General features: G+C 68.6%; 21 protein-coding genes. 16 read left to right on the top strand and 5 right to left on the bottom strand.

The genetic code is table 11. The annotated features are described in order from the left end of the window. Positions 1 to 50: 50 nt before the first annotated feature. From FDA38_RS38025 to FDA38_RS38040, 4 genes are read right to left on the bottom strand one after another with little or no spacing between them, the layout of a single operon-like run. Positions 51 to 713 carry a pentapeptide repeat-containing protein gene (locus FDA38_RS38025; protein WP_233715171.1) on the bottom strand — a complete coding sequence of 221 codons (663 nt, stop codon included), beginning with the start codon at positions 711 to 713 and terminating at the stop codon, positions 51 to 53. Positions 714 to 744: 31 nt separating this feature from the next. Next, the gene (locus FDA38_RS38030) at positions 745 to 1,569 is read right to left on the bottom strand and encodes an ROK family protein (RefSeq protein WP_137259001.1); all 825 of its coding nucleotides are present in this window, start codon (positions 1,567 to 1,569) and stop codon (positions 745 to 747) included. Between the two features lie 19 nt (positions 1,570 to 1,588). Further along, positions 1,589 to 2,359: a hypothetical protein gene (locus FDA38_RS38035; RefSeq protein WP_137259002.1), complete on the bottom strand. Its 771-nt coding sequence runs from the start codon at positions 2,357 to 2,359 to the stop codon at positions 1,589 to 1,591. 1 nt (position 2,360) lies between these two features. Beyond that, complete coding sequence (locus tag FDA38_RS38040) at positions 2,361 to 2,885, bottom strand: SigE family RNA polymerase sigma factor (protein ID WP_137259003.1); 525 nt, start codon at positions 2,883 to 2,885, stop codon at positions 2,361 to 2,363. 146 nt (positions 2,886 to 3,031) lie between these two features. Between FDA38_RS38040 and FDA38_RS38045 the strand changes: the two genes are divergently transcribed. From FDA38_RS38045 to FDA38_RS38110, 14 genes are all read left to right on the top strand, one after another. Next, the gene (locus FDA38_RS38045) at positions 3,032 to 3,565 is read left to right on the top strand and encodes a hypothetical protein (protein ID WP_137259004.1); all 534 of its coding nucleotides are present in this window, start codon (positions 3,032 to 3,034) and stop codon (positions 3,563 to 3,565) included. Between the two features lie 46 nt (positions 3,566 to 3,611). After that, positions 3,612 to 4,304, top strand: a complete 693-nt coding sequence (locus tag FDA38_RS38050; protein ID WP_137259005.1) for a YcnI family copper-binding membrane protein — start codon at positions 3,612 to 3,614, stop codon at positions 4,302 to 4,304. 2 nt (positions 4,305 to 4,306) lie between these two features. Next, complete coding sequence (locus FDA38_RS38055; protein ID WP_137259006.1) at positions 4,307 to 4,813, top strand: copper resistance CopC family protein; 507 nt, start codon at positions 4,307 to 4,309, stop codon at positions 4,811 to 4,813. Positions 4,814 to 5,061: 248 nt separating this feature from the next. Continuing rightward, positions 5,062 to 5,874, top strand: a complete 813-nt coding sequence (locus tag FDA38_RS38060) for a copper resistance D family protein (protein WP_233715172.1) — start codon at positions 5,062 to 5,064, stop codon at positions 5,872 to 5,874. A gap of 42 nt (positions 5,875 to 5,916) precedes the next feature. Continuing rightward, a complete protein-coding gene (locus FDA38_RS38065) occupies positions 5,917 to 6,399 on the top strand; it encodes a MarR family winged helix-turn-helix transcriptional regulator (protein WP_137259008.1) in 483 nt (160 codons plus the stop codon). A 102-nt stretch (positions 6,400 to 6,501) separates the two neighbouring features. Beyond that, on the top strand, positions 6,502 to 8,037 hold the full coding sequence (locus FDA38_RS38070) for an ABC transporter substrate-binding protein (protein ID WP_137259009.1): 1,536 nt from the start codon (positions 6,502 to 6,504) through the stop codon (positions 8,035 to 8,037). Continuing rightward, positions 8,038 to 8,976 carry an ABC transporter permease gene (locus tag FDA38_RS38075; protein WP_137259010.1) on the top strand — a complete coding sequence of 313 codons (939 nt, stop codon included), beginning with the start codon at positions 8,038 to 8,040 and terminating at the stop codon, positions 8,974 to 8,976. Positions 8,977 to 8,996: 20 nt separating this feature from the next. Then, entirely contained in the window at positions 8,997 to 9,758 is a 762-nt protein-coding gene (locus tag FDA38_RS38080) for an ABC transporter permease (RefSeq protein WP_233715173.1), read from the top strand. Further along, positions 9,755 to 11,275 (top strand): ABC transporter ATP-binding protein, encoded by a 1,521-nt coding sequence (locus tag FDA38_RS38085; RefSeq protein ID WP_137259012.1) that lies wholly within the window; start codon positions 9,755 to 9,757, stop codon positions 11,273 to 11,275. The genes FDA38_RS38080 and FDA38_RS38085 overlap by 4 nt, the downstream gene beginning before the upstream one ends. After that, entirely contained in the window at positions 11,272 to 12,318 is a 1,047-nt protein-coding gene (locus tag FDA38_RS38090; protein WP_202878024.1) for a pyridoxal-phosphate dependent enzyme, read from the top strand. Before FDA38_RS38085 ends, FDA38_RS38090 begins: the two co-directional genes overlap by 4 nt. A 26-nt stretch (positions 12,319 to 12,344) precedes the next feature. Further along, positions 12,345 to 13,148 (top strand): Rossmann-like domain-containing protein, encoded by an 804-nt coding sequence (locus FDA38_RS38095; RefSeq protein ID WP_137259013.1) that lies wholly within the window; start codon positions 12,345 to 12,347, stop codon positions 13,146 to 13,148. Then, complete coding sequence (locus FDA38_RS38100; protein ID WP_233715174.1) at positions 13,145 to 14,353, top strand: MFS transporter; 1,209 nt, start codon at positions 13,145 to 13,147, stop codon at positions 14,351 to 14,353. Before FDA38_RS38095 ends, FDA38_RS38100 begins: the two co-directional genes overlap by 4 nt. A gap of 63 nt (positions 14,354 to 14,416) precedes the next feature. After that, a complete protein-coding gene (locus tag FDA38_RS38105; RefSeq protein WP_137259014.1) occupies positions 14,417 to 15,094 on the top strand; it encodes a DUF1707 SHOCT-like domain-containing protein in 678 nt (225 codons plus the stop codon). Between the two features lie 40 nt (positions 15,095 to 15,134). Continuing rightward, positions 15,135 to 15,584 carry a GNAT family N-acetyltransferase gene (locus FDA38_RS38110; protein ID WP_137259015.1) on the top strand — a complete coding sequence of 150 codons (450 nt, stop codon included), beginning with the start codon at positions 15,135 to 15,137 and terminating at the stop codon, positions 15,582 to 15,584. Here the strand turns inward: FDA38_RS38110 and FDA38_RS38115 are convergent. Further along, positions 15,568 to 17,139 (bottom strand): dolichyl-phosphate-mannose--protein mannosyltransferase, encoded by a 1,572-nt coding sequence (locus FDA38_RS38115; protein WP_325053140.1) that lies wholly within the window; start codon positions 17,137 to 17,139, stop codon positions 15,568 to 15,570. The two genes, FDA38_RS38110 and FDA38_RS38115, sit on opposite strands and share 17 nt — an antisense overlap. Before the next feature lie 195 nt (positions 17,140 to 17,334). Here FDA38_RS38115 and rsmI point away from each other — a divergent pair, with 195 nt between their 5' ends. Beyond that, a complete protein-coding gene (rsmI, locus tag FDA38_RS38120; RefSeq protein ID WP_137259017.1) occupies positions 17,335 to 18,177 on the top strand; it encodes a 16S rRNA (cytidine(1402)-2'-O)-methyltransferase in 843 nt (280 codons plus the stop codon). A gap of 28 nt (positions 18,178 to 18,205) precedes the next feature. Beyond that, positions 18,206 to 19,771: a methionine--tRNA ligase gene (metG, locus tag FDA38_RS38125; protein ID WP_137259018.1), complete on the top strand. Its 1,566-nt coding sequence runs from the start codon at positions 18,206 to 18,208 to the stop codon at positions 19,769 to 19,771. The last annotated feature ends 12 nt before the right edge of the window (positions 19,772 to 19,783 follow it).

The raw sequence follows: 19,783 nt of genomic DNA on the forward strand, positions 1-19,783 counted from the left end.
CCGGCGTGGGCAGGCTCACGCCCCGTGCAGGGCTCGCCTGCGGAGATCAGTCAGTCGAGCTCGTCGGGGTGGGCAAGTGTGATACCGCTCGCCGCGGTCACCGCGCTGGTGAACGCCAACGTGTCGATCGGGGAGGCCGCCGCGACCGTCGCACCGGCCAGCGAGGCCAGGCCCTTCGCGCCCTCCCAGGTGCAGTCCACGAAAATCGCCTTGGCGGCCTTGACCTGGGAGAACTCCACGCCGGACAGGTCGCAGCCGCGGAACACCGCCCCGGTCAGGTCCGCGGAGACGAAGTCGGCGTTCTGCAGCCGGCAGTCGGACAGCTCGACCTTGTGGAACCGCGAGAACCGGAACGACGCGAAGTCGAGCACGCTGTCGCGGATCGTCACGTGCTGGAGGCTGGCTCCGGGGCCGGCGAACCCGATCATCCGGGACGCCGTAATCGCGACCCGGGTCAGCGCCGCGTCGGACCAGCGGGCGTTCGCGATATCGCACTGGGCCACCTCGGCGTCGACCAGGATCAGCTTCTCCAGATCCGAACCGGCCAGCTTGCAGCGGGTCAACCGGCTGCCGCTGATCTCGACGTGCTCGGCCACGAGATCGCTCAGGTCCGCGTCCTCCAGGGCGAGATCGAGCAGCCGTTCCTCGTCGTCCAGGTCGGTCGGCCGGGCGGCGTCGAGGTTGGGACGGAGGCGAGGTGCGGCGATCTTCACGTCTGCGACCGTAGCCGGGATCGCCGACAGTTCATCGCGAGCGGAGGTAGTGGGCCGCGGAGCCGATCAGGGCGGAGTGTTCTGTGTCCTTGGTGGCAGAGGCAGGGAAGTCGAGGGCCGACTGCACCAGATCGAAGGCTCCTGAGATCGAGCCGCCCAGGACGGTGTGGGTTACCCCGAAGCGTTCCAGCCAGGGTTTCAGAGCGTCGGCCAGGTGAGTGAAGGCGGTCACCAGGACTTCGTGCGCGGTCGTGTCGCCGGCGCGGGCCAGGTCGGCGATCTCCTTCACGCCCGGGACCGTCTTCGGGTACGCGCGGAGGATCGCCCGCGCGGAGATCGAGTCCTCCAGCGGCTTCCCGGCGTACGACGTCTTGTAGAGCTCGCCGCCCGGCGGGACCGTGTCGCCCTCGCGGACCACGCGGCCGTCGGCGAGGAACGCCGTACCGATGCCGGTGCCGATCGTGACGCCGAGGCAGCGTTCGACGCCGCGGACCTCGCCCGCCGTCCACTCACCGACCGTGAACGCCTCCGCGTCGTTCATGAACAGGAGCCGGTCGATCCCGAGCTCGGCGCTCAACGCGGCGCCGAGGTTGAACCCGTACAGCTGGTCGAACTTGCCCTGACCGCGGTACCACGCGACCCCCGTGCCGAAGTCGAACGGACCGGGCAGTGCGATCGCCAGACCGTTTGCCAGCGGCAACTTCCGGGCCGCGTCCGCGAGCTGCCCGACCACCACGTCCGGCGCCTCCTGGGACGCGAGCTTGGCCCGGTCCACCTCGGTCACGGCCCAGGTCGCCGGCGTCACCACCGCCGCCGTGACGTGGCTTCCCCCGATCTCCAGCACAGCTACATCCATCCGGACATCATCGCAAAGCTCAGTACCGCTCCCTGAACACCTGCTTCCCGGCCCCGTCGTACATGGTGATGTAGATCGGGTCGGTGTTCCCCTTCAGGATGGTGTCGGTGTAGACGCGGTGGACCCAGTAGCCGTCCTTGATCGTGGCGTCCGCGTGCTGCCCGAGGCCCGAGAACGCGATCCGGGTGACTCCCTCCGGCACCCGGCCCGCGTAGCTGTACCGAACCCCCATGCACAGGGTCTTCCGGTCCGCCCGATCGACCGGGACATCGCCGCAGGCCATGGTCCAGTACCGCTGGATCTGGAACGGGCGAGTGATGATGCCGACGTTCAGCAGCGTCGCTCCGAACCCGCCCAGCGGCCGGCCGTTGATCGGTACGCCGGCCACGCAGTACGCGTACTGCGATCCGTCCGGCGACCGTCGTACCGTGATCGCGCCGTCGGGGTCGGTCACCTCGACCACCTTGTCCGTCCAAGTGCTGACCACCTGCCGGCGCCACGCGTCGTCGTTCGCGGTCCGGAAGAAGTCGTCGGATTTGGCGCACAGGTCGGTGATCATCGTCGGCTGGGTGGCGGTGGTCGCCGGCTGCGGCTTGGCGTTCCCGAGCTGGCCGATGAGCAGTCCGGCGATGACGACGGTCGCCGCGGCAACCGCTGTCGCGGCCGAGATCACCACGCGACGGACCCGGGTGCGGTGCCGGCCGGCGGCGACCAGGTCTGCCACGTCCGGGGTGAACGTCGCGGGACGGTCGGCGGCCTGGTCGAGCAGCGTCTTCAGTTCGGTTGTCATCTCAACCCCTCACAGCCAGGTCGGAAAGTTCGGCGAGGGCCGGATGCGTGCGCAGTTTCTCCAGCGCGCGCAGGGTCTGGCTCTTGACGGTTCCGGGGCGGCAGTCGAGGGCGGCGGCGGTCTCGTCGACGGAAAGCTCGTCGAAGTACCGCAGTACGACGCACGCGCGCTGCCGGGGCGGCAGTTCGGCGAGGGCCTTGGTGATCACGAGGCGGTTCTCGAGTACGGCGAGCGGGTCGGCGCTGTCGGTCTCGTTGGCGAAGTAGTCGTCACCACCGACGACCTCCTGGCTGGATTTGCGGCGCAGAGCGTCGAGGGTGGTCGAGACGACGACCTTCCGCGCGTACGCCGCGACCGCGCCCTTGCGCTGGATCCGGCCCCAGACGCGGTACAGCCGGATCAGCGCCTCCTGGGTCGCGTCCTCCGCACGACGCCAGTCACCGCACAGCAGGTAAGCGGTTCGGCACAGAGCGTTAGCTTGATGCGTGACGAACTCGATGTAGTCCTGCTCGGTCTCCGGTCTCACCCGCGGCTCTCCCCAGTCATGCCGGGTCAAACGTGGTGGGCTCACCAACTGGTTGCACCGATCCGGCAGATTTTTCCCGCTCCCCTGAGGCTAAGGGAACAAGGGCCCGGTCCTGTCCGTAGAGTGACTGGAGCGAGGGGAATGACATGCCGACCGAGAGCAGGACGACGTCCGTGGTCGCGGCGCTGAGCGTCGCGGTGGCGGTGGTCGGTCACGTGCTCGTGGGCGGTGGCGGAGTCCCGCTCGACGTCGTACCTCCGCTGGCTGCGCTGGCCGGTGCGTGCTGGTTGCTGGGGGAGTACCTCGCTGGGGAGCGGTTGCTGACGGCGCTCGTGCTGGCCGCAGTGCAGTTGTTCGTGCACGTGACGCTGGATTCGGCGAGCATGCATGACGGTATGGCGATGTCGCCGGGTATCGGTGGCAGCTTGATGATGAGCGCCACGCACTTGTCGGTCCTGCTGGCGGGTGTGCTCGCGGTCAGCCAGGCCCAGCGTTGGGTCTCGCGCGTCGTACGCATCTTCGCGCGGTTCCTTCCGCGGCTTCCGGTGCTGTATCCGGTGCCTGGGCGCAGCCGCCGGTTCGTCGTTGTGTCCTCGCCGGTGCGGCTCGCCGCGTCCTGGCTCGAGTCGAACGTTTCCCGCCGCGGACCTCCCGGCGTACGAGTGATCGCTGCTGTCTGAACCGGTCCACGAGCCGGATTACTCGTATGCCTTGAAAGGTTCTCTCATGCCCAAGAGATTCGTCCTGCGCGCCGGCGCGATCGTCGCGGCGTCCGCGCTGGTCGTGATCGGCGCCGCGGGGTCGGCGTCCGCGCACGTCACGGTGTCCTCGCCGGACGCCAAGCCCGGTGGGTACGCGAAGCTGGTCTTCCGCGTGCCGACCGAGTCCGACAACACCAGCACCACCAAGCTGGTCGTGTCGTTGCCCACCGATCATCCGTTCGCGTCGGTCGGTGCGCAGGTGAAGGACGGTTGGAAGGTGGAGAAGAAGGAGGAGAAGTTGCCGGCGGAGGTCAAGGTCGGCGATGTCACGCTGACCAAGGCGATCACCACGGTCACCTGGACGGCGACCGCTGGTGGGATTCCGCCGAACGACTTCGATGAGTTCGCGTTGTCGGTCGGGAGGATGCCGGAGGGGGTGGATTCGTTGAGCTTCCCTGCTGTGCAGACGTACAGCGACGGTGAGGTGGTGAAGTGGGCCGACGTCGCCAAGGACGGCGCGGACGAGCCTGAGCACCCGGCGCCTACGTTGAAGCTGACGGCGGCGATTACGCCGGTGGCCGCGACCACGTCGGAGGGTACGTCGGACACGCTGGCGCGCTGGCTCGGCGGTGCTGGTCTGTTGGTCGGGTTGCTCGGATTGGCCTTCGGGCTGCGGCCGCGTCGTACTGCTGTGGCTGCTCCTGGAGAGAAGCAGTAGCCGTGCGTCGACTGATCGCAATTCTGGTGGCGTCGCTGTTCACGCTGGTGGTTTCCACCGGCGTGGCGGCGGCGCACGCCAAGCTCGAGTCGATGACGCCGACGGACGGTTCGTCGATGGCAGTGCCGCCGACGAAGGTGATCCTGACGTTCAACGAGCCGGTCGGGTCGAACGGGACGCAGGTACAGGTCAAATCGCCCAGCGGCACGAACGTCGCCAACGGCGACGCCCAGGTGGTCGACAACACCGTCACCCAGACGGTCGGCGCGATGATCGAGGCGGGGAAGTACACCGTCGAGGCCCGCGTGGTCTCGGCCGACGGCCACCCGATCACCATCACGGGCGCCTTCACCGTCACCCACGCCGGCCACCCCGCCACCCAACCAGCCGGCACCCCGACAACCTCCCAGGGCAGCGGCAACACCGTCACGATCGTCGCAATGTGCTTGGTGATGCTGGTGGTCGTAGCCCTCGCCATAGTCATCGTCCGCCGCCGCCCCGCCGCCTGATGAACCCCCACCCCTCACCCGAGGACCCAGCACAGCCTGTGGGTTCGGCCCCCGCCCAGCTCCCTCGACCGGGAGCGCGGAGCGCGTGGGTCGTGCTCGGGATGGTTGCTGTTGGCATCTTTGTGATGGTGGCGGCTTTGTTTGCGGGGGGTGGGGCGCCGCAGCGGGCGGTGGATGGGTTGTTGGGGGCTGGGCTGGGGGTTTCGTGGGCGGTTCCGGTGTTGCGGGTTGTCGCGGATGGGGCGGCTGTGGCGACGGGTGGGGCGGTGCTGGCGGTGTTGCTGTTTCTGCCGGCGGACGGTGGAAAGCTTGGTAGTAAGGCGATCCGGGCCTGTCAGGACGCGGCGTTGGCGGCTGGGATCTGGGCGGTGGCGAGCATCGGTGGCCTGATCGCTACCGCCACGGTGATCCTCGGCATCCCGCTCTCGCATCTCGCCGAGCATGCCGAGCCAGCCGGCCAACTCACGCAAGTCCGAGCGCTCGCAGCAGCCGTCGTACTCACCGCCGTGCTCGCCGTCGTCTTGAGCGGTGTGAAGACGATGCGCGGCGCACGTCTCGCCGCAGTACTCACGATCGCCGCCCTGACCGGCCCGCTCCTCACCGGTCACGGCGCACTGGATCGCACCAGCGCCTGGTCCGTCCTCGCGACGACTTCCCTCGTCGTACACGTCGTCGCCGCGACCGCATGGGTCGGCGGATTGGCCGCCGTACTGCGGTATTCCCGCTCGCGCCAAGCCGTCGAGGTCTTCAGCACGCTCGCCCTGGTCTGCGCCGTCACGATGGGCATCACCGGCCTACTGACAGCCGAGATCCACCTGGGCGGACGCCAGGAAGGATGGGGCCTGATCACGCAATGGGTGACGACCGGGTACGGCGCTCTCGTGCTCGGCAAGACCCTCGCATTCGCGACGCTCGTCATCATCGGGCAGCTGCATCGGCAGAGCACACTGCCCCAACTGGAGGCGGGCGATCCGGTCGCGTTCCGCCGGCTCGCCGTACTCGAGCTGCTCGTGATGGCCGGCACCATCGGCCTCGCGGTTGCCTTGTCGCGCACGCCGTAGCGGACTCGATGACATGTCAACAGATGTCCGTACAATGTCGTCATGGGTGAACCGCAATGGCTCGACAAGCGTGAGGCGCGGCTCTGGGAGTCGTACCGGGACACGCACCGCGAGCTGATGCGCGCGCTCGAGGCGCGGATGATCAGCAATTCGGGTCTGTCCGGCGCCGACTACGCCCTGCTCCACCCGCTGTCGGAGGCCGAGGACGGCGTACTGCGCACCCGCGACCTCGGCCGCTCCGTCGGGTGGGAACGCAGCCGGCTGTCCCACCAGGTCAGCCGGATGGAGAAACGCGGCCTGGTCTGCCGCGAGGAATGCGTCGCCGACGCCCGCGGCTCGATGGTCCGCCTCACCGAACTCGGCCGCACAGCGATCGACGCCGCCGCCCCCGACCACGTCGACGCCGTCCGCGCCTACTTCTTCAACCGCCTGACCCCCGCCGAGCAGGCCCAACTCACCACCCTCCTCGACCGGATAGCCGCCGACCTCCCGGAAACCTGCCCGACCCCGGACTGCGACGACTAGGACACGCCGTCACGGAGAGCGATTGGGGATGGCCCTCGGAAGAATGAGGGCGTCTCGTTCAGATGCGCGCTGGATTTGACAATCGTTTTCACTAACGTGAGGATGTGGCGCGTGTCCGAGGCGTTCAGCAGGCGTGGGTTTCTGGGGGTGGCCGGCGCCGCCGGGCTGGCTGCGGCGGTTGGCTGCGGTGCGGACGGTGAGGCGGCGGCGCAGCCCAAGCAGGGTGGGCGGTTGCGCGCTGTGTACGCCGGTGGTGGGGCGAAGGAAGTGCTGGATCCGCACGTGCAGAGCCTGTTCGTGGACATCGCGCGACACAAGGCGATCTACGAGAAGCTGGTCGAGCTCGGGCCTGATTTAAAGCCGGTGCCGCGGCTCGCGTCGAAATGGGAGCACGACGGGACCGCGACGACCTGGCGGTTCAGCCTGCGGGATGCGAGCTTCCACGACGGTGCGAAGCTGGTCGCGGAGGACGTGCTGTTCAGCCTCGCGCGGATCGCCGACCCCGCCGTACCCGAGCGGGTCGCACAGTCGTCGCTCGCGACGCTGGATCTCAAGCGCAGCAAGGCTCTGGGTCCGTCGACGGTCGAGCTGGTGCTGACCGCTCCGAACGCCGAGTTCCCGGCCCTGCTCGCCGGCATCGGCACGCAGATCGTGCGTGATGGGTTCAAGGACCCGACCAAGCCTCTTGGGACCGGCGCGTTCCGGTTCGCGTCGTTCGAGGCGGGGCGGTCGATGGTCGCTTCGCGGTACGACGATTACTGGGACGCGCCCGCCCGGATCGAGGAGCTGCACATCCTGTCCGCCGACTCCGAGGCGCGGGCGAACGCAGTGCAGGGCGGGCAGGCGGAGTACGCGAACGACATGACGGCGACGTTCGCGCGGACGGCCGGGAAGGCGGTGCGGGTCGTCGCGGCGAAGGCCAGCACGATGCAGGCGTTCGTAATGAAGGTCGATCAGCCGCCGTTCGACAACCCGGACGTGCGGCTCGCGTTCAAGCTGCTCGCGGATCGGCAGCGGCTGGTGGACGTCGTACTCGCGGGGCGCGGTGAGGTCGGGAATGACCTTTTCGGTAAGGGATATCAGTACTATCCGGCCGATCTGCCGGCTCGTGAGCGGGACGTCGATCGGGCGAAGGCGTTGCTGACGAAGGCCGGGCTGGTGGGGAAGGAGGTGGAGATCTTCACCGCGGATGCGTCGGCCGGGTTCGTCGAGGCGGCGACGTTGTTCGCGGAGCAGGTGGCCGAGGCGGGGGTTCGGTTGAAGGTGACGACCGGGAGCCCGCAGACGTACGCGAAGGACCTGTTGACGAAGGGTGCTATCGGCAACCATCGGTCTGGCGCGATGCCGATCCCGCAGTACTTCACCGATCGGTTGCTGTCGCATTCGCCGTTCAATGTGACGCATTGGCGGCGGCCGGCGTTCGACGCGGAGTTCGCGGCGGCGCGGGCGGTGACGTCGGAGGAGGAGCGGTCGTCGAGGTACGGCGTACTGCAGAAGACGTTGCGTGACGAGGGCGGGATTCTCGCATGGGGGCTGCCGGACTATCTCGTCGCGGTGTCGGCCAAGGTGCAGGGTGTGCAGGCGGTGCCGCCGAACACACTGGACCAGGGGCGGTTCGACAAGGTGTGGCTGGCCTGAATGCGGTCGTACGCCGCTCAGCGGGCGCTGCTCGCGGTTGTGCAGCTGGCCGTGCTCTCGGTGCTGGTGTTCGTGCTGACCTCGTTGCTGCCGGGGGATGCGGCGGAGCTGCGGTTCACCGAGACGCTGACGCCGGAGCAGGTCGCGCGGTTGCGGGGTGAGCTCGGGCTGGATCAGCCGGCTCCGGAGCGCTTCGTGCACTGGTTGGGGAATGTTCTGACGGGCGACCTGGGTACGTCGCTGATCAGCGGGGGACCGGTGGTCGACATCGTGCGGTCCTCGATCGGCGCGACGCTGGTGCTGACGGTTGCGACGCTTGCGGTCGTCGTACCGCTGGCTGTTGCCCTGGGCATCGTGATGGGGACGCGGGAGAACGGTCGGATCGATCGCGCGATCACGTCGGTGACGCTGGCGTTGTCGGCGATCCCGGATTTCGTGATCGCGGTCGTGCTGGTTGCGGTCTTCTCTTTGAGACTCGGCTGGCTGCCGGCGACGTGGATCGGTGGGGATCTGCTCGCCTCTCCCGTGCTGTTGGTCCTCCCCGTGGCGGTCCTGTTCGGTCGCACCGTCTGTCTCCTGTCACGCCAGGTGCGAGCCGGCACGATCAACGCTCTCCATGCCGAGTACGTCGTCCAGGCGCGTCGACTCGGGGTTCCCAGGCGACAGTTGCTGCTCCGTCACGTGCTCCCGAACGCCGCCGTGCCGGGGGTTCAAGAGCTGGCGCGCACCGGTGACACGCTGCTCGGCGGAGTCCTCGTAGTAGAAGCCATCTTCGCCATCCCCGGCTTCGCTACTGCCTTGGTCGACGGCGTAGAAACCCGCGACATCCCCACAGTCCAAGGCCTGACCCTCGTCTTGGCAGTTGCAGCCCTCCTCATCAACCTGACCGCAGACCTGGCCTGCAACCGGCTGGTCCCACGAACGGCCCTGCTCCGATGAACCGCCGGGGGTGGATCGCGATGCTGCTGGTTGTGGTGCCGTTGGTGATTGCGGTGTTGGGTCCACTGGCGCCGCGCGATTCACGCGAGGGGTTGCCGTATTCGTCTGAGGGGTTGTTGGGGACGGATGGGTTGGGGCGGGATGTGTTCGGGTTGTTGCTGGTGGGTGGGCGGACTGCGTTGGGGATGGCTATCGGTGCGGTGGTGTTGGCGTACGGCGTGGGTGGGTTGATCGGGCTGGTGGCGGCGTCCACGAGGCATCGGTGGTTGGACGAAGGGTTGATGCGGCCGCTCGACGTACTGCTGCCGCTGCCTTCGTTGCTGGTGATCAGTGTGGTTGCGGTCGGGTGGCGGGCGTCGGCGGTGGCGATCACGGTGGCGGTGGCGATGGTCAACGTACCGACCGTCGCGCGGCTGGTTCGGGCGGCGGCGTTGGATGCGGCGAGCGGGCCGGTGGTTGAGGCGTTGCGGATGCAGCGTGAGTCATGGTTCGCGATCCAGCTCGGGTACGTCGGCCGCTCGGTGCTCGGACCGGTGGCCGCCGATCTCGGCACCCGGATCACGCTCGCGGTCTTCCTGGTCGCCTCGGTAAACTTCCTCGGCCTCGGGCTGAGCTCGACCGCGCCGGACTGGGCGGTCAGCGTGTCGCGCAATCGCGAAGGACTCCTGCTCCAGCCGTGGTCGGTCCTCGCGCCGGCGCTCCTCCTCGTCTCGTTCACCCTCGGCTTCAACCTGCTGGCCGACCGCCTCGTGCACCGATCACGTCAGGTGGCGACCGCATGACAGTGGCGCGAGTCGACAACCTGACGGCTACCGCGGGCTCGGCGATTCTCGTGGACGGTGTCTCCTTCGAGGTCTTCGCCGGTGAGGTGACGGCGCTCGTCGGAGCGTCGGGATCGGGGAAGACGACCTCGGCGCTGGCGTTGCTCGGCGAGCACGGTGACGGCGTGCGGCTCGACGGGCGGGTCGAGGTAGCTGGTCAGGTGGTTGTCGACAGCAACGGACCCACCGCAGCGAACGTGCGCGGTCGGATGGTTGCCTACATGCCGCAGCACCCGGGCAGCGCACTCAATCCGGCTCGACGGATCGGTACGACGCTGCGGGAGCTGGCGAAGCTTCACGACGGCGACGTCGAGGAAGCTGTCCGGGCCGCGCAGGTGCCGGGCGATCGCGCGACGTTGAGGAGGTTTCCGCATCAGTTTTCGGGCGGGCAGCGGCAGCGGGTGGCGTTGGCGCAGGCGCTGACCTGTGGGCCGAGGGTGCTGGTGCTCGACGAACCCAGCACCGGGCTGGACTCGATCACCCGCCTGCAACTGGTCCAGGAGCTCCACGAGCTGACCGAAGCCGGCCTAGGTGTGTTGTTGCTCAGTCACGATCTCGAGCTGGTGCGCGCCCTCGCCACCCGGATCGTGGTCCTCGACGCCGGCCGCGTCATCGGCGACGTACTCCCGCCGTCCCCCGACCGGCCCGCGACGGGAACCTCCTCCGCCGGGCAGCCGTTGCTAGAGGCAATGAACCTGTCTGCTTCGCTGCGCCCGAGCGGGCGTGACGTCGTACTGCGTGATGTCACCCTCGACGTCCGCGCCGGCGCCTGCCTCGGCGTCGTCGGCCGCTCCGGCAGCGGCAAGACCACCCTGGCCCGCTGCCTCGCCGGCCTGCACGAGCGCCACACCGGCCGCATCCTCCTCGACGGCGAGCCGCTCCCGGTCCTCCGCAACCGCACCCGCGAGCAGACCCGCCGCGTCCAGTACGTCTGGCAGGAGGTCCGCGGATCCTTCGACGAACGCCGTCCCGTCGACCAGCAAGTAGCCCGTACGGCGCAACGCCTGCGCGGACTCGCGCCGGACCAGGCCCACGCCGAAGCCGTCGCCACGCTCGCCCGCCTCGGCGTCGCCGCGATCACCGCGGCCCGCCCGCCGAGCCGGCTCTCCGGCGGCGAGCTCCAGCGCGCCGCCCTCGCCCGGGCTGTCCACGCGAACCCCGACGTACTGATCTGCGATGAGATCACCACCGCCCTCGACGACCACGGCACGGCGCTCGTCCTCGACCTGCTGACCGAGCTGAAGGCCCGCGGTACGGCGCTGATCTGGATCGGCCACGACCTCGGTCTCGTCGCGGCCGTCGCGGATCAGGTCCTCGTCCTCGACGACGGCCGCGTGGTCGAACAAGGTCCGCCCGCGACCCTCACGACCGAACCACACCACGAATTGACCCGCCGGCTGGTAGCAGCCGCGCGGATCGGAAACCCGCACACTCCGCCCGTGCACACAATCGACTCGAGGAGCGAACCGCGCCGATGACGCGACTGCACGACCACCTGGCGGAGGCCATCAAGGACCCTGACCCGATCCGGGTCGGGGACGATCTGATCTGCCTGCGGTTCGAAACCATGAAGGTGTACTCCGCGCTCGGCGCCGTACGCCACCTGCTCGAGACCGGACGGGTACGGCGTGGTGACACGCTGATCGACAGTTCGAGCGGGATCTACGCCCACGCGCTCGCGCTCGCCTGCCACCGGTACGGGATGAACTGCCACATCGTCGGCTCGACCACGGTCGACCGGACCCTGAAGATCCAGCTCGAGATCCTCGGCGCGACCGTCGAGCAGGTGCCGTCCTCGAACAATCTCCAACTCGACCAGAACCTCCGGGTACGCCGGATCGGGGAGATCCTGCGCGACAACCCGACGTACCACTGGATGCAGCAGTATCACGACGACATCCACTACCTCGGGTACCGCGCGGTCGCCGATCTCGTCGCGGAGGTGGTGCCGGACGGACCGCTCTGCCTGGTCGGCGGGGTCGGTACGGGCGCGTCGACCGGCGCGATCGCGGCGTACCTGCGGGAGCGTGGGCGGGACGTGAACCTGGTCGGCGTGCAGCCGTTCGGCAGCATCACGTTCGGGGCCGGGCACACGCAGGATCCGGACATGATCATCGCCGGGATCGGCAGCTCGATCGAGTTCCGCAACGTGCGGCACGAGCTGTACGACCGGTTGCACTGGGTCTCGTTCGACTACGCGATGTCGGCGGCGGTGGATCTGCTCCGGACGTCCGGCGTGTTCGCCGGGCTGTCGGCAGGAGCGGCGTACCTGTCGGCGTTGTGGGAGCACGGCTGCGACCGCGGGCGGAAGCACGTCTTCCTGGCCGCGGACACCGGGACGCGGTACGTCGAGTCCGCTTTTGCCCGGCATGCCGAGGCGCGGCCGATGGCGTCGATGCGTCCGCTCGAGATCGACTCGCTGGACGAGCTCTCGGTGCCGTGGTCGGCGATGTCGTGGGACCGCCGCGAGTCGGGACTGGCCCGCCATGAGGAGTTTCCATCTGCGACGCCGTCGCATTAGTCTCAACCTGTGAGTGGAGCTGCCCGATGACTGTTGCTGACCTGACCGCGGCTGTTCTCGACGGCTCGTACGGCCGTTCGCCCGCAGAGTTCAACATCACCAGCGCTTTCTGGTTGCATCACACCACGCGGTTGCCGGGGGCTGAGGTCACCTATCGCAACTACTACGTGTTGTTGCGGGTCGGCGAGGTCTTCGGCGCCTGCTCGTTCGAGGCCGGGGAGTTGGATCCGTCGTACTGCGCGGACACGTCGGGCCGGACGCTGGCCGACGTACTGTCCTCGGACGACCCGCTCCCGGTGCGGATCGCCGCGCTCGACGCCTACCTGGCCGCGGTCGAGCCGCATCACACAGCTGCTCAGGCTGAGGAGATCGTCCTCCCGGCCGGTACTCCGGACGTCCGCGCGCGGGCTCGTGATGCCGTCGTGGCCAGTCTTCTCGATGTTGCTGACGGCACCAAAGTCGCGCTGATCGGGGTCGTCAACCCACTCGTCGACGCGATCACCGACCGCGGCGGCATCTGTCTCCCGTGCGACTTCAACCTCCGCGAGACCGCGTCCGGTCTGACCGTGTCGCGGGACATGATCGAGGTCGTGGACGCCGCCGACGCGGTTGTCGCCACCGGCATGACCCTGTCCAACGGCAGCTTCGACGTACTCCTCACTCGTTGCCGCGAGCAATCGAAGCCGCTCGCGATCTACGCGCAGACCGGCAGCGCTGTCGCCCGTGCGTTCCTCGGCGACGGCGTGACCGCGCTGTCTGCCGAACCGTTCCCCTTCTCCCAGTTCAGCTCCCGCCCGAGCAGCCTCTACCGCTACAGGACGGATCTATGAGCACCTCGCAGAAACTGGCCGCCGAGGTCCCCGGCGATCTCCGGATGGCCAGGCGGCTCTGGCCGTTCCTGCTGGCCTCGACGGTGAGTCTGATCCCGTTCACGGTGTTCGGGATGTATCTGGTGCCGATCGCGGACACCGCGGGCGGGAGCGTGGCGGAGATCGGCGGCCTGCGCGGGCTCGGTGGGCTGGCGGCGCTGGCGGTCGGGGTCTCGCTGGCGCCGTTGATGGATCGGGTCGCACGGGAGTTGGTGGCCGCGGGTGGGCTCGCGTTGCTGGGGATCTCGGCCGCGTTAGGGGCTGTAGGCAACGTATTCGCGCTGGCGGCGTTCTGCCTGCTGATCGGTGCGTCGACCTCGATCCTGGCGCCGTCGATCGGGGCTGCGGCGGCGGATCGGTTCCGCTCGCCGGCGGCCGCGGGGCGGGCGGCGACGTTGGTGTCCGCAACGACGTCGGCGATGGCGATGCTGGCGGCTCCGGTGCTCGCCGTACCGGGGTTGATCTGGGGTTGGCGAGGCAACCTGCTCGCCGCCTCGGTGATCTCGGTCGCCCTGTCGGCCGCCTTCCTCTGGCGCGGACGCGGGCGCAAGTCGCCCCGGAGCAGGAACGAGCGGGTGAGCTACCTCGCGACGTACCGCGAGCTGGCCCGCGTCCCAGGTGCGCTTCCGCTGCTCGCAGTCGCCATGCTCCGGACCGCGGCCTTCATGGGGTACCTCGCGTATCTCGCCGCGTTCTACGACGACAAGTTCGACCTCGCTCCGGGCTGGTTCGCGCTGGTGTGGTCGCTGAGTGGCGCGTCGTTCTTCCTCGGCAATCTCTTCGCCGGGCGTTATCTCGCCACCGATCGCGCGTGGATCAGCCCGGAGAAGCTGCTCCTCGCCGGCATCGTCGTGGCGCTGATCGCGGTCGCGGCGTTCTACTTCTCGCCGACCCTGCCGCTCACGCTGCTGCTCACCGCTCTGATGGGCGCGAGCCACGCAACCGTCGCGGCCTGTGTCACCACGCTCCTGGTCCGCCGCAGTGGCGACCTCCGCGGCTCGGCGCTCAGCGTCAACGCGGCCGGCATGAGCCTCGGTACGTTCCTCGGCGCCGCGATCGGCGGTCTGGGCCTCGGCCTCGGCGGCTACCCGGGTACGGCGCTCACCTTCGCCGCAATCACCCTCGTCGCGGTGCTCTTTGCCCTCAGAGTCCAGCGTCAGGAGTAGGGGTCAGGATCGGGGGTTTTCCGGAGTCCGCACCGAGCCCCTCTCGATATATCGTTCCGTCTTATGGAGAATCTGCCCGACCGCCCGCACCCGCACGCGCACCTGCGGGCGTCCGACACCGATCGTGACCAGGTCGTCGACGTACTGCGGGATGCCCTGATGTCGGGGCGGTTGTCGCAGGACGAGCATGCCGAACGCCTCGAGCAGACGTTGCAGGCCAGGACTCTCGGCGAGCTCGAGCCGATCACCCGCGACCTCGTCGTACCGGGGCAGGCCGCGCCGGTGCCGCTGCCGGTGGCGCAGCCGTCGGTCTCCAACAGCCCGGTCCCGATCGAGGAGCCGGCCGACCCGAGCCAGAGCTTCGACACGATGGTGGCGATCTTCGGCGGCGGCGAGCGGACCGGTCGCTGGCGGGTGAAGCGGCGTACGAACGCGTTCGCGGTGTTCGGCGGGCACGATCTGGACATGACCAACGCGGTCTTCGAGGGCCGCGAGGTGACGATCTGGGCGTTCGCGGTGTTCGGCGGGATCGACATCACCGTTCCCGAAGGCGTCACGGTTCGCAACGAGGGCGTCGGGATCTTCGGCGGCTTCGGTGCCCGCGGCAGCGACGACCCGGACCCGAACGCGCCGACCGTCGTGGTGAAGGGCCTCGCGCTGTTCGGCGGCGTCGGCGGCCAGTCCTCGGCCAAGCGGCACGGCAAGAAGAACAAGGGCAAGGGTCACCACGAGCTGCACTAATGCGGGTGCGGTCCGGGGCGCGGCCTCATAGCCTGCGGGCATGAGCGACTTCGTCCCAGCCGACTTCGACGTGCCCCGGGAACTGATCACGCCACGCTTCCGGCTGGAACCGCTCGGGCCGGAGCACAACGTCCCGGATCATGCCGCGTGGACGAGCAGCATCGAGCACATCCGTGCGACTCCGGGGTTCGGTGGCAGCTGGCCGCCGGTCGACGGGATGACGCTCGAGTCGAATCTCGCGGATCTGGAGCGGCACGCGGAGGACTTCGTTCAGCGGCGTGGCTTCACCTTCACGGTGATCGACACAGACGTGATCGGGTGCGTCTACATCTATCCGTCGCGCAAGGATCCGGGAGTCACCGACGTACGGTCGTGGGTGACCGCTGGCCGCGCCGAGCTGGACGTTCCGTTGTACGAGGCAGTCTCCAGTTGGCTGGCCGCGGACTGGCCGCTCGCGAACGTGGACTACGCGGCTAGATCCACGACTTGAACCACATCCGGTTGAGCCAGTCCGGGTGGGGGAGGACCTTGTCGGTCAGGATCGGCCAGATGTAGGCGAAGTTCAGCACCACGAGTACGACGAACGCGCCGACCACCGCGCTGCCGATCAGCCGGCGCGGTGACGCCGTACTCATCGCACTGGCCGCCGAACCGATCGCCGCGCGTGCCGGGCCGAGGATCTTGCCGAGGACCAGGGCCACGGCCATCACGGTGAACGGGATCATCGTGACGGCGTAGAAGAAGAAGATCGGTCTGTCGTCGAACGCGAACCACGGCACCCAGCAGGTGACGAACCCGACGATCGGAACGCCGTACCGCCAGTCCCGCGAGCCGATCCAGAACACCAGCGCCGCGATCAGGGCGAGTGCGCCGCCCCACCACAGCAGCGGCGTACCGAGGGCAGAGATCACCTGCAGGCAGTTGGTCCCGGCGGGGGCGTTGCAGCCCGGCGTACCGGGTTTGATGTCGTTGACCGCGTCGAAGCCGATCGGGCGGGCGATGATCGGCCAGCCGGCCGGGTTCGACTGGTACGGGTGGGTGGCGTGCTTGATGTAGTCGCCGGTGTGGAACGCGAGCACTTCCTTGTGGTACTCGAGCAGTGACCGGAAGTCGTCGGGCACGACCTTCATCACGCCGTGTGCTGGATTGCTCGCCGCCCAGTTGTGGTCGTACGCGTTGTCGTGCAGCAGCCAGCCGGTCCACGTCGCGAGGTAGGTGACACCCGCGACCAGCACGAGGCTGACGAACGCCGGGATGCCGTCGACGAGCGCCGACTTCACGAACGCGAACCGTACGCCGAGAGCCCGCCGCGCGCCGAAGTCCCAGGCGAAGGCGAGTACGCCGAACGCGGCCAGTGTCCAGACGGCCGACCATTTCGTGCCGAGCGCGAGGCCGAAGCAGATGCCGGCGGCGATGCGCCACGGGCGGATCAGCAGCCAGCGGCCGATCGTACGGCGTTCGCCGTTGGAGGTCGGGGTGTCGAGGGAGTCGGCGTGCCGGCGGCGGGTCCAGTCGCGGTCGGCGACCAGGCAGGAGACCGCCGCGACCAGCCAGAACGCGAGGAAGATGTCGAGCAGCGCGACCCGGGACATGACGAAATGCAGGCCGTCGACCGCGAGCAGCAGGCCGGCGATCGAGCCGATCAGGGTCGAGCGGGTCATCCGGCGTACGGTCCGGATCACCAGGAGGACGGTCAGGGTGCCGAAGAGGGCCGGCATGAACCGCCAGCCGAACGTGTTCATCCCGAACAGTTGCTCACCGGCCGCGATCATCCACTTGCCGACCTCGGGGTGCACGGTCAGGCTCGGGGTCGGCTTGAAGACGTCCAGGTTGCCGCTCAGGATCGCCTTGTCGGCGGCGCCCTCGGGCTGGTCGATGAACTGGCGCGCGTAGCCGAACTTGAGCAGGCTGAACGCGTCCTTGGCGTAGTACGTCTCGTCGAAGACGAACTTCACCGGCGTACTGAGATGCCAGAACCGCAGGATGCCCGCCATCAGCGTGATCGCCAGCGTGGCGATCCAGCCACCGTCGAAGTCCCGCGGCATGGCCGGGTATAGGCGCTCCTTGAGCGGCGGCAACCGTCTCCCGAGCACGTCCCGCCCGAGCGTCTCCAGCCCCTCGCCGACGTCGCTACGCCGCGCAGTCCCATCCTCGATCACAGCAGCCACGCCCGCCATCGTACGGACGCCCCGGTACCACCGCCTCCCGGAGTCTGTCCGGCGGGCTGGGATGATGGCCCGATGACCGGGCGATTGGTGCTGGCGGGGACTCCTATTGGGGATGTTTCTGATGCTTCGGCGCGGTTGGGGCGGGTTTTGGTGGGGGCGGATGTGGTGGCCGCGGAGGATACGCGGCGGTTGCGGCGGTTGACTTCGGAGTTGGGGATTCAGCTGGGTGGGCGGGTCGTCAGTTACTTCGAGGGGAACGAGCGGGAGCGGACGCCGGAGTTGCTCCAGGCGTTGGTCGACGGGCAGACCGTGGTGGTGGTGACCGACGCGGGGATGCCCAGCGTGTCGGATCCGGGGTACCGGCTGGTGGCGGCGGCGATCGAGGCGGACGTGCCGGTGACGGCTGTGCCGGGGCCCTCGGCGGTGTTGACGGCGTTGGCGTTGAGCGGGTTGCCGGTGGATCGGTTCACGTTCGAGGGGTTTCTGCCGCGGAAGCCGGGGGAGCGGGGGCGGCGGCTGGGGGAGCTGGCGGACGAGCCCCGGACGATGGTGTTCTTCGAGGCGCCGCACCGGTTGACCGCGTCCCTGGAGGCAATGGCCGAGGCGTTCGGCGCGGATCGGCGTACGGCGGTGTGCCGGGAGCTGACCAAGACGTATGAAGAGGTCAAGCGTGGCCCACTCGACGAGCTCGTCACCTGGTCGAAGGACGGCGTACGCGGAGAGATCACGATCGTCGTGTCCGGCGCCGACCCGCACAAGATCGTTACCGCCGAGGACCTGGCCCGCGAGGTGGCCAAGGACGAGGAAGCGGGTACGCACCGCAAACAAGCGATCGCTGATGTCGCGAAGCGCTTCAACGTCCCGAAACGGACCGTGTACGACGCGGTACTGGCCGCGCGAGACCCTGGTAAATAGCATTCGCGCGCCCCACTACGCTTGAGACATGTCCGAGAAGGCCTATTACGTCACCACCCCGATCTACTACGTCACGGCCCCGCCGCACATCGGCAGCGCCTACACGACGGTGGCCGGGGACGTCCTGACGCGCTGGCACGCGCAGCGCGGCGAGCGCAAGTGGTACCTGACCGGTACCGACGAGCACGGCGAGAAGGTGATGCGCAGCGCCGAGGCGCAGGGCATGACGCCGCAGGCCTGGACGGACAAGCTGGTCGAGGAGGCCTGGAAGCCGGCCTGGGTGGACGTCGACATCGCGTACGACGACTTCATCCGGACCACCGAGCAGCGCCACACCGAGCGGGTCCGCGAGTTCTGGCAGACGCTGTACGACAAGGGCGACGTCTACAAGGGCGAGTACGAGGGCCTGTACTGCGTCGGCTGCGAGGAGTTCAAGCTCCCCGCGGACATCCGGACCGACGAGGACGGCACCCAGCGGTGCATGATCCACGGCACCGAGCTGGAGACGGTCTCGGAGACCAACTACTTCTTCCGGCTCTCGGCGTACGCCGACAAGCTGCTCGAGCTGTACGACGAGCAGCCGGACTTCGTCGCGCCCGCCAGCGCCCGCAACGAGGTGATCGCGTTCGTCAAGCAGGGCCTGCAGGACCTGTCGATCACGCGGTCGACCTTCGACTGGGGCATCCCGGTGCCGTGGGACGAGGACCACGTGCTGTACGTCTGGATCGACGCGCTGCTCAACTACGTGACGGCGGCGGGCTACGGCACCGACCCGAAGCGGTTCGAGGAGCTGTGGCCGGTCGACGTCCACCTGGTCGGCAAGGACATCCTCAGGTTCCACGCGGTGATCTGGCCGGCCATGCTGATGGCTGCGGGCGTCGCCGTACCGCGGCAGGTGTTCGCGCACGGCTGGCTGCTCGTCGGCGGCGAGAAGATGAGCAAGTCGAAGCTGACCGCGATCGCGCCGCACGAGATCACCGACCACTTCGGCTCGGATGCGTTCCGGTACTACTTCCTGCGCACGATCCAGTTCGGTTCGGACGGCTCGTTCTCCTGGGAGCACCTGAGCGCGGTCTACACCTCCGAGCTCGCGAACGGCCTGGGCAACCTGGCCAGCCGGATCGCGGCGATGGTCGGCAAGTACTTCGGCGGCACGCTGCCGGAGCCGACCGACCACGGACCGGCCGAGCAGGCGCTGGCGGACAAGCTCGCGCAGACCGTGGCGACCGCGGACAAGGCGCTGGACACGCTCGCCTTCCAGGACGCGCTCGCGGCGATCAACGAGCTCGTTGGCGCGGTCAACGGGTATGTCACCGAGCAGGAGCCGTGGAAGGTCGCGAAGGACGAGTCGAAGCAGGACCGGCTCGCCACGATCCTGTACTCCGCGGCCGAGACGCTGCGCGCGGTCGCCGTACTGCACAACCCGACGATGCCGAAGTCGTCCGCGAAGCTCTGGGAGCTGCTCGGCGCCGAGGAGAAGCTGGGCGCCCTGAAGGACCAGCGCGTGCAGGACGCCGGCACCTGGGGCCAGCTGCCGCCGGGGTCGACGCTGACCAAGGGTGAGCCGCTGTTCCCGCGGCTCGAGGAGAACTAACTGCAACAAACT

Origin of the sequence: Kribbella jiaozuonensis (assembly GCF_005233875.1) — a bacterium.
Lineage (GTDB): Bacteria > Actinomycetota > Actinomycetes > Propionibacteriales > Kribbellaceae > Kribbella > Kribbella jiaozuonensis.

Bases quoted from the DNA above. Each gene is read 5' to 3' on its own strand.
- FDA38_RS38030 (WP_137259001.1), bottom strand. From the start codon at position 1,569: ATGGATGTAGCTGTGCTGGAGATCGGGGGAAGCCACGTCACGGCGGCG.
- FDA38_RS38035 (WP_137259002.1), bottom strand. From the start codon at position 2,359: ATGACAACCGAACTGAAGACGCTGCTCGACCAGGCCGCCGACCGTCCC.
- FDA38_RS38045 (WP_137259004.1), top strand. From the start codon at position 3,032: ATGCCGACCGAGAGCAGGACGACGTCCGTGGTCGCGGCGCTGAGCGTC.
- FDA38_RS38050 (WP_137259005.1), top strand. From the start codon at position 3,612: ATGCCCAAGAGATTCGTCCTGCGCGCCGGCGCGATCGTCGCGGCGTCC.
- FDA38_RS38065 (WP_137259008.1), top strand. From the start codon at position 5,917: ATGGGTGAACCGCAATGGCTCGACAAGCGTGAGGCGCGGCTCTGGGAG.
- FDA38_RS38070 (WP_137259009.1), top strand. From the start codon at position 6,502: ATGTGGCGCGTGTCCGAGGCGTTCAGCAGGCGTGGGTTTCTGGGGGTG.
- FDA38_RS38075 (WP_137259010.1), top strand. From the start codon at position 8,038: ATGCGGTCGTACGCCGCTCAGCGGGCGCTGCTCGCGGTTGTGCAGCTG.
- FDA38_RS38080 (WP_233715173.1), top strand. From the start codon at position 8,997: ATGCTGCTGGTTGTGGTGCCGTTGGTGATTGCGGTGTTGGGTCCACTG.
- FDA38_RS38085 (WP_137259012.1), top strand. From the start codon at position 9,755: ATGACAGTGGCGCGAGTCGACAACCTGACGGCTACCGCGGGCTCGGCG.
- FDA38_RS38090 (WP_202878024.1), top strand. From the start codon at position 11,272: ATGACGCGACTGCACGACCACCTGGCGGAGGCCATCAAGGACCCTGAC.
- FDA38_RS38095 (WP_137259013.1), top strand. From the start codon at position 12,345: ATGACTGTTGCTGACCTGACCGCGGCTGTTCTCGACGGCTCGTACGGC.
- FDA38_RS38100 (WP_233715174.1), top strand. From the start codon at position 13,145: ATGAGCACCTCGCAGAAACTGGCCGCCGAGGTCCCCGGCGATCTCCGG.
- FDA38_RS38105 (WP_137259014.1), top strand. From the start codon at position 14,417: ATGGAGAATCTGCCCGACCGCCCGCACCCGCACGCGCACCTGCGGGCG.
- FDA38_RS38110 (WP_137259015.1), top strand. From the start codon at position 15,135: ATGAGCGACTTCGTCCCAGCCGACTTCGACGTGCCCCGGGAACTGATC.
- FDA38_RS38115 (WP_325053140.1), bottom strand. From the start codon at position 17,139: ATGCCGCGGGACTTCGACGGTGGCTGGATCGCCACGCTGGCGATCACG.
- rsmI (WP_137259017.1), top strand. From the start codon at position 17,335: ATGACCGGGCGATTGGTGCTGGCGGGGACTCCTATTGGGGATGTTTCT.
- metG (WP_137259018.1), top strand. From the start codon at position 18,206: ATGTCCGAGAAGGCCTATTACGTCACCACCCCGATCTACTACGTCACG.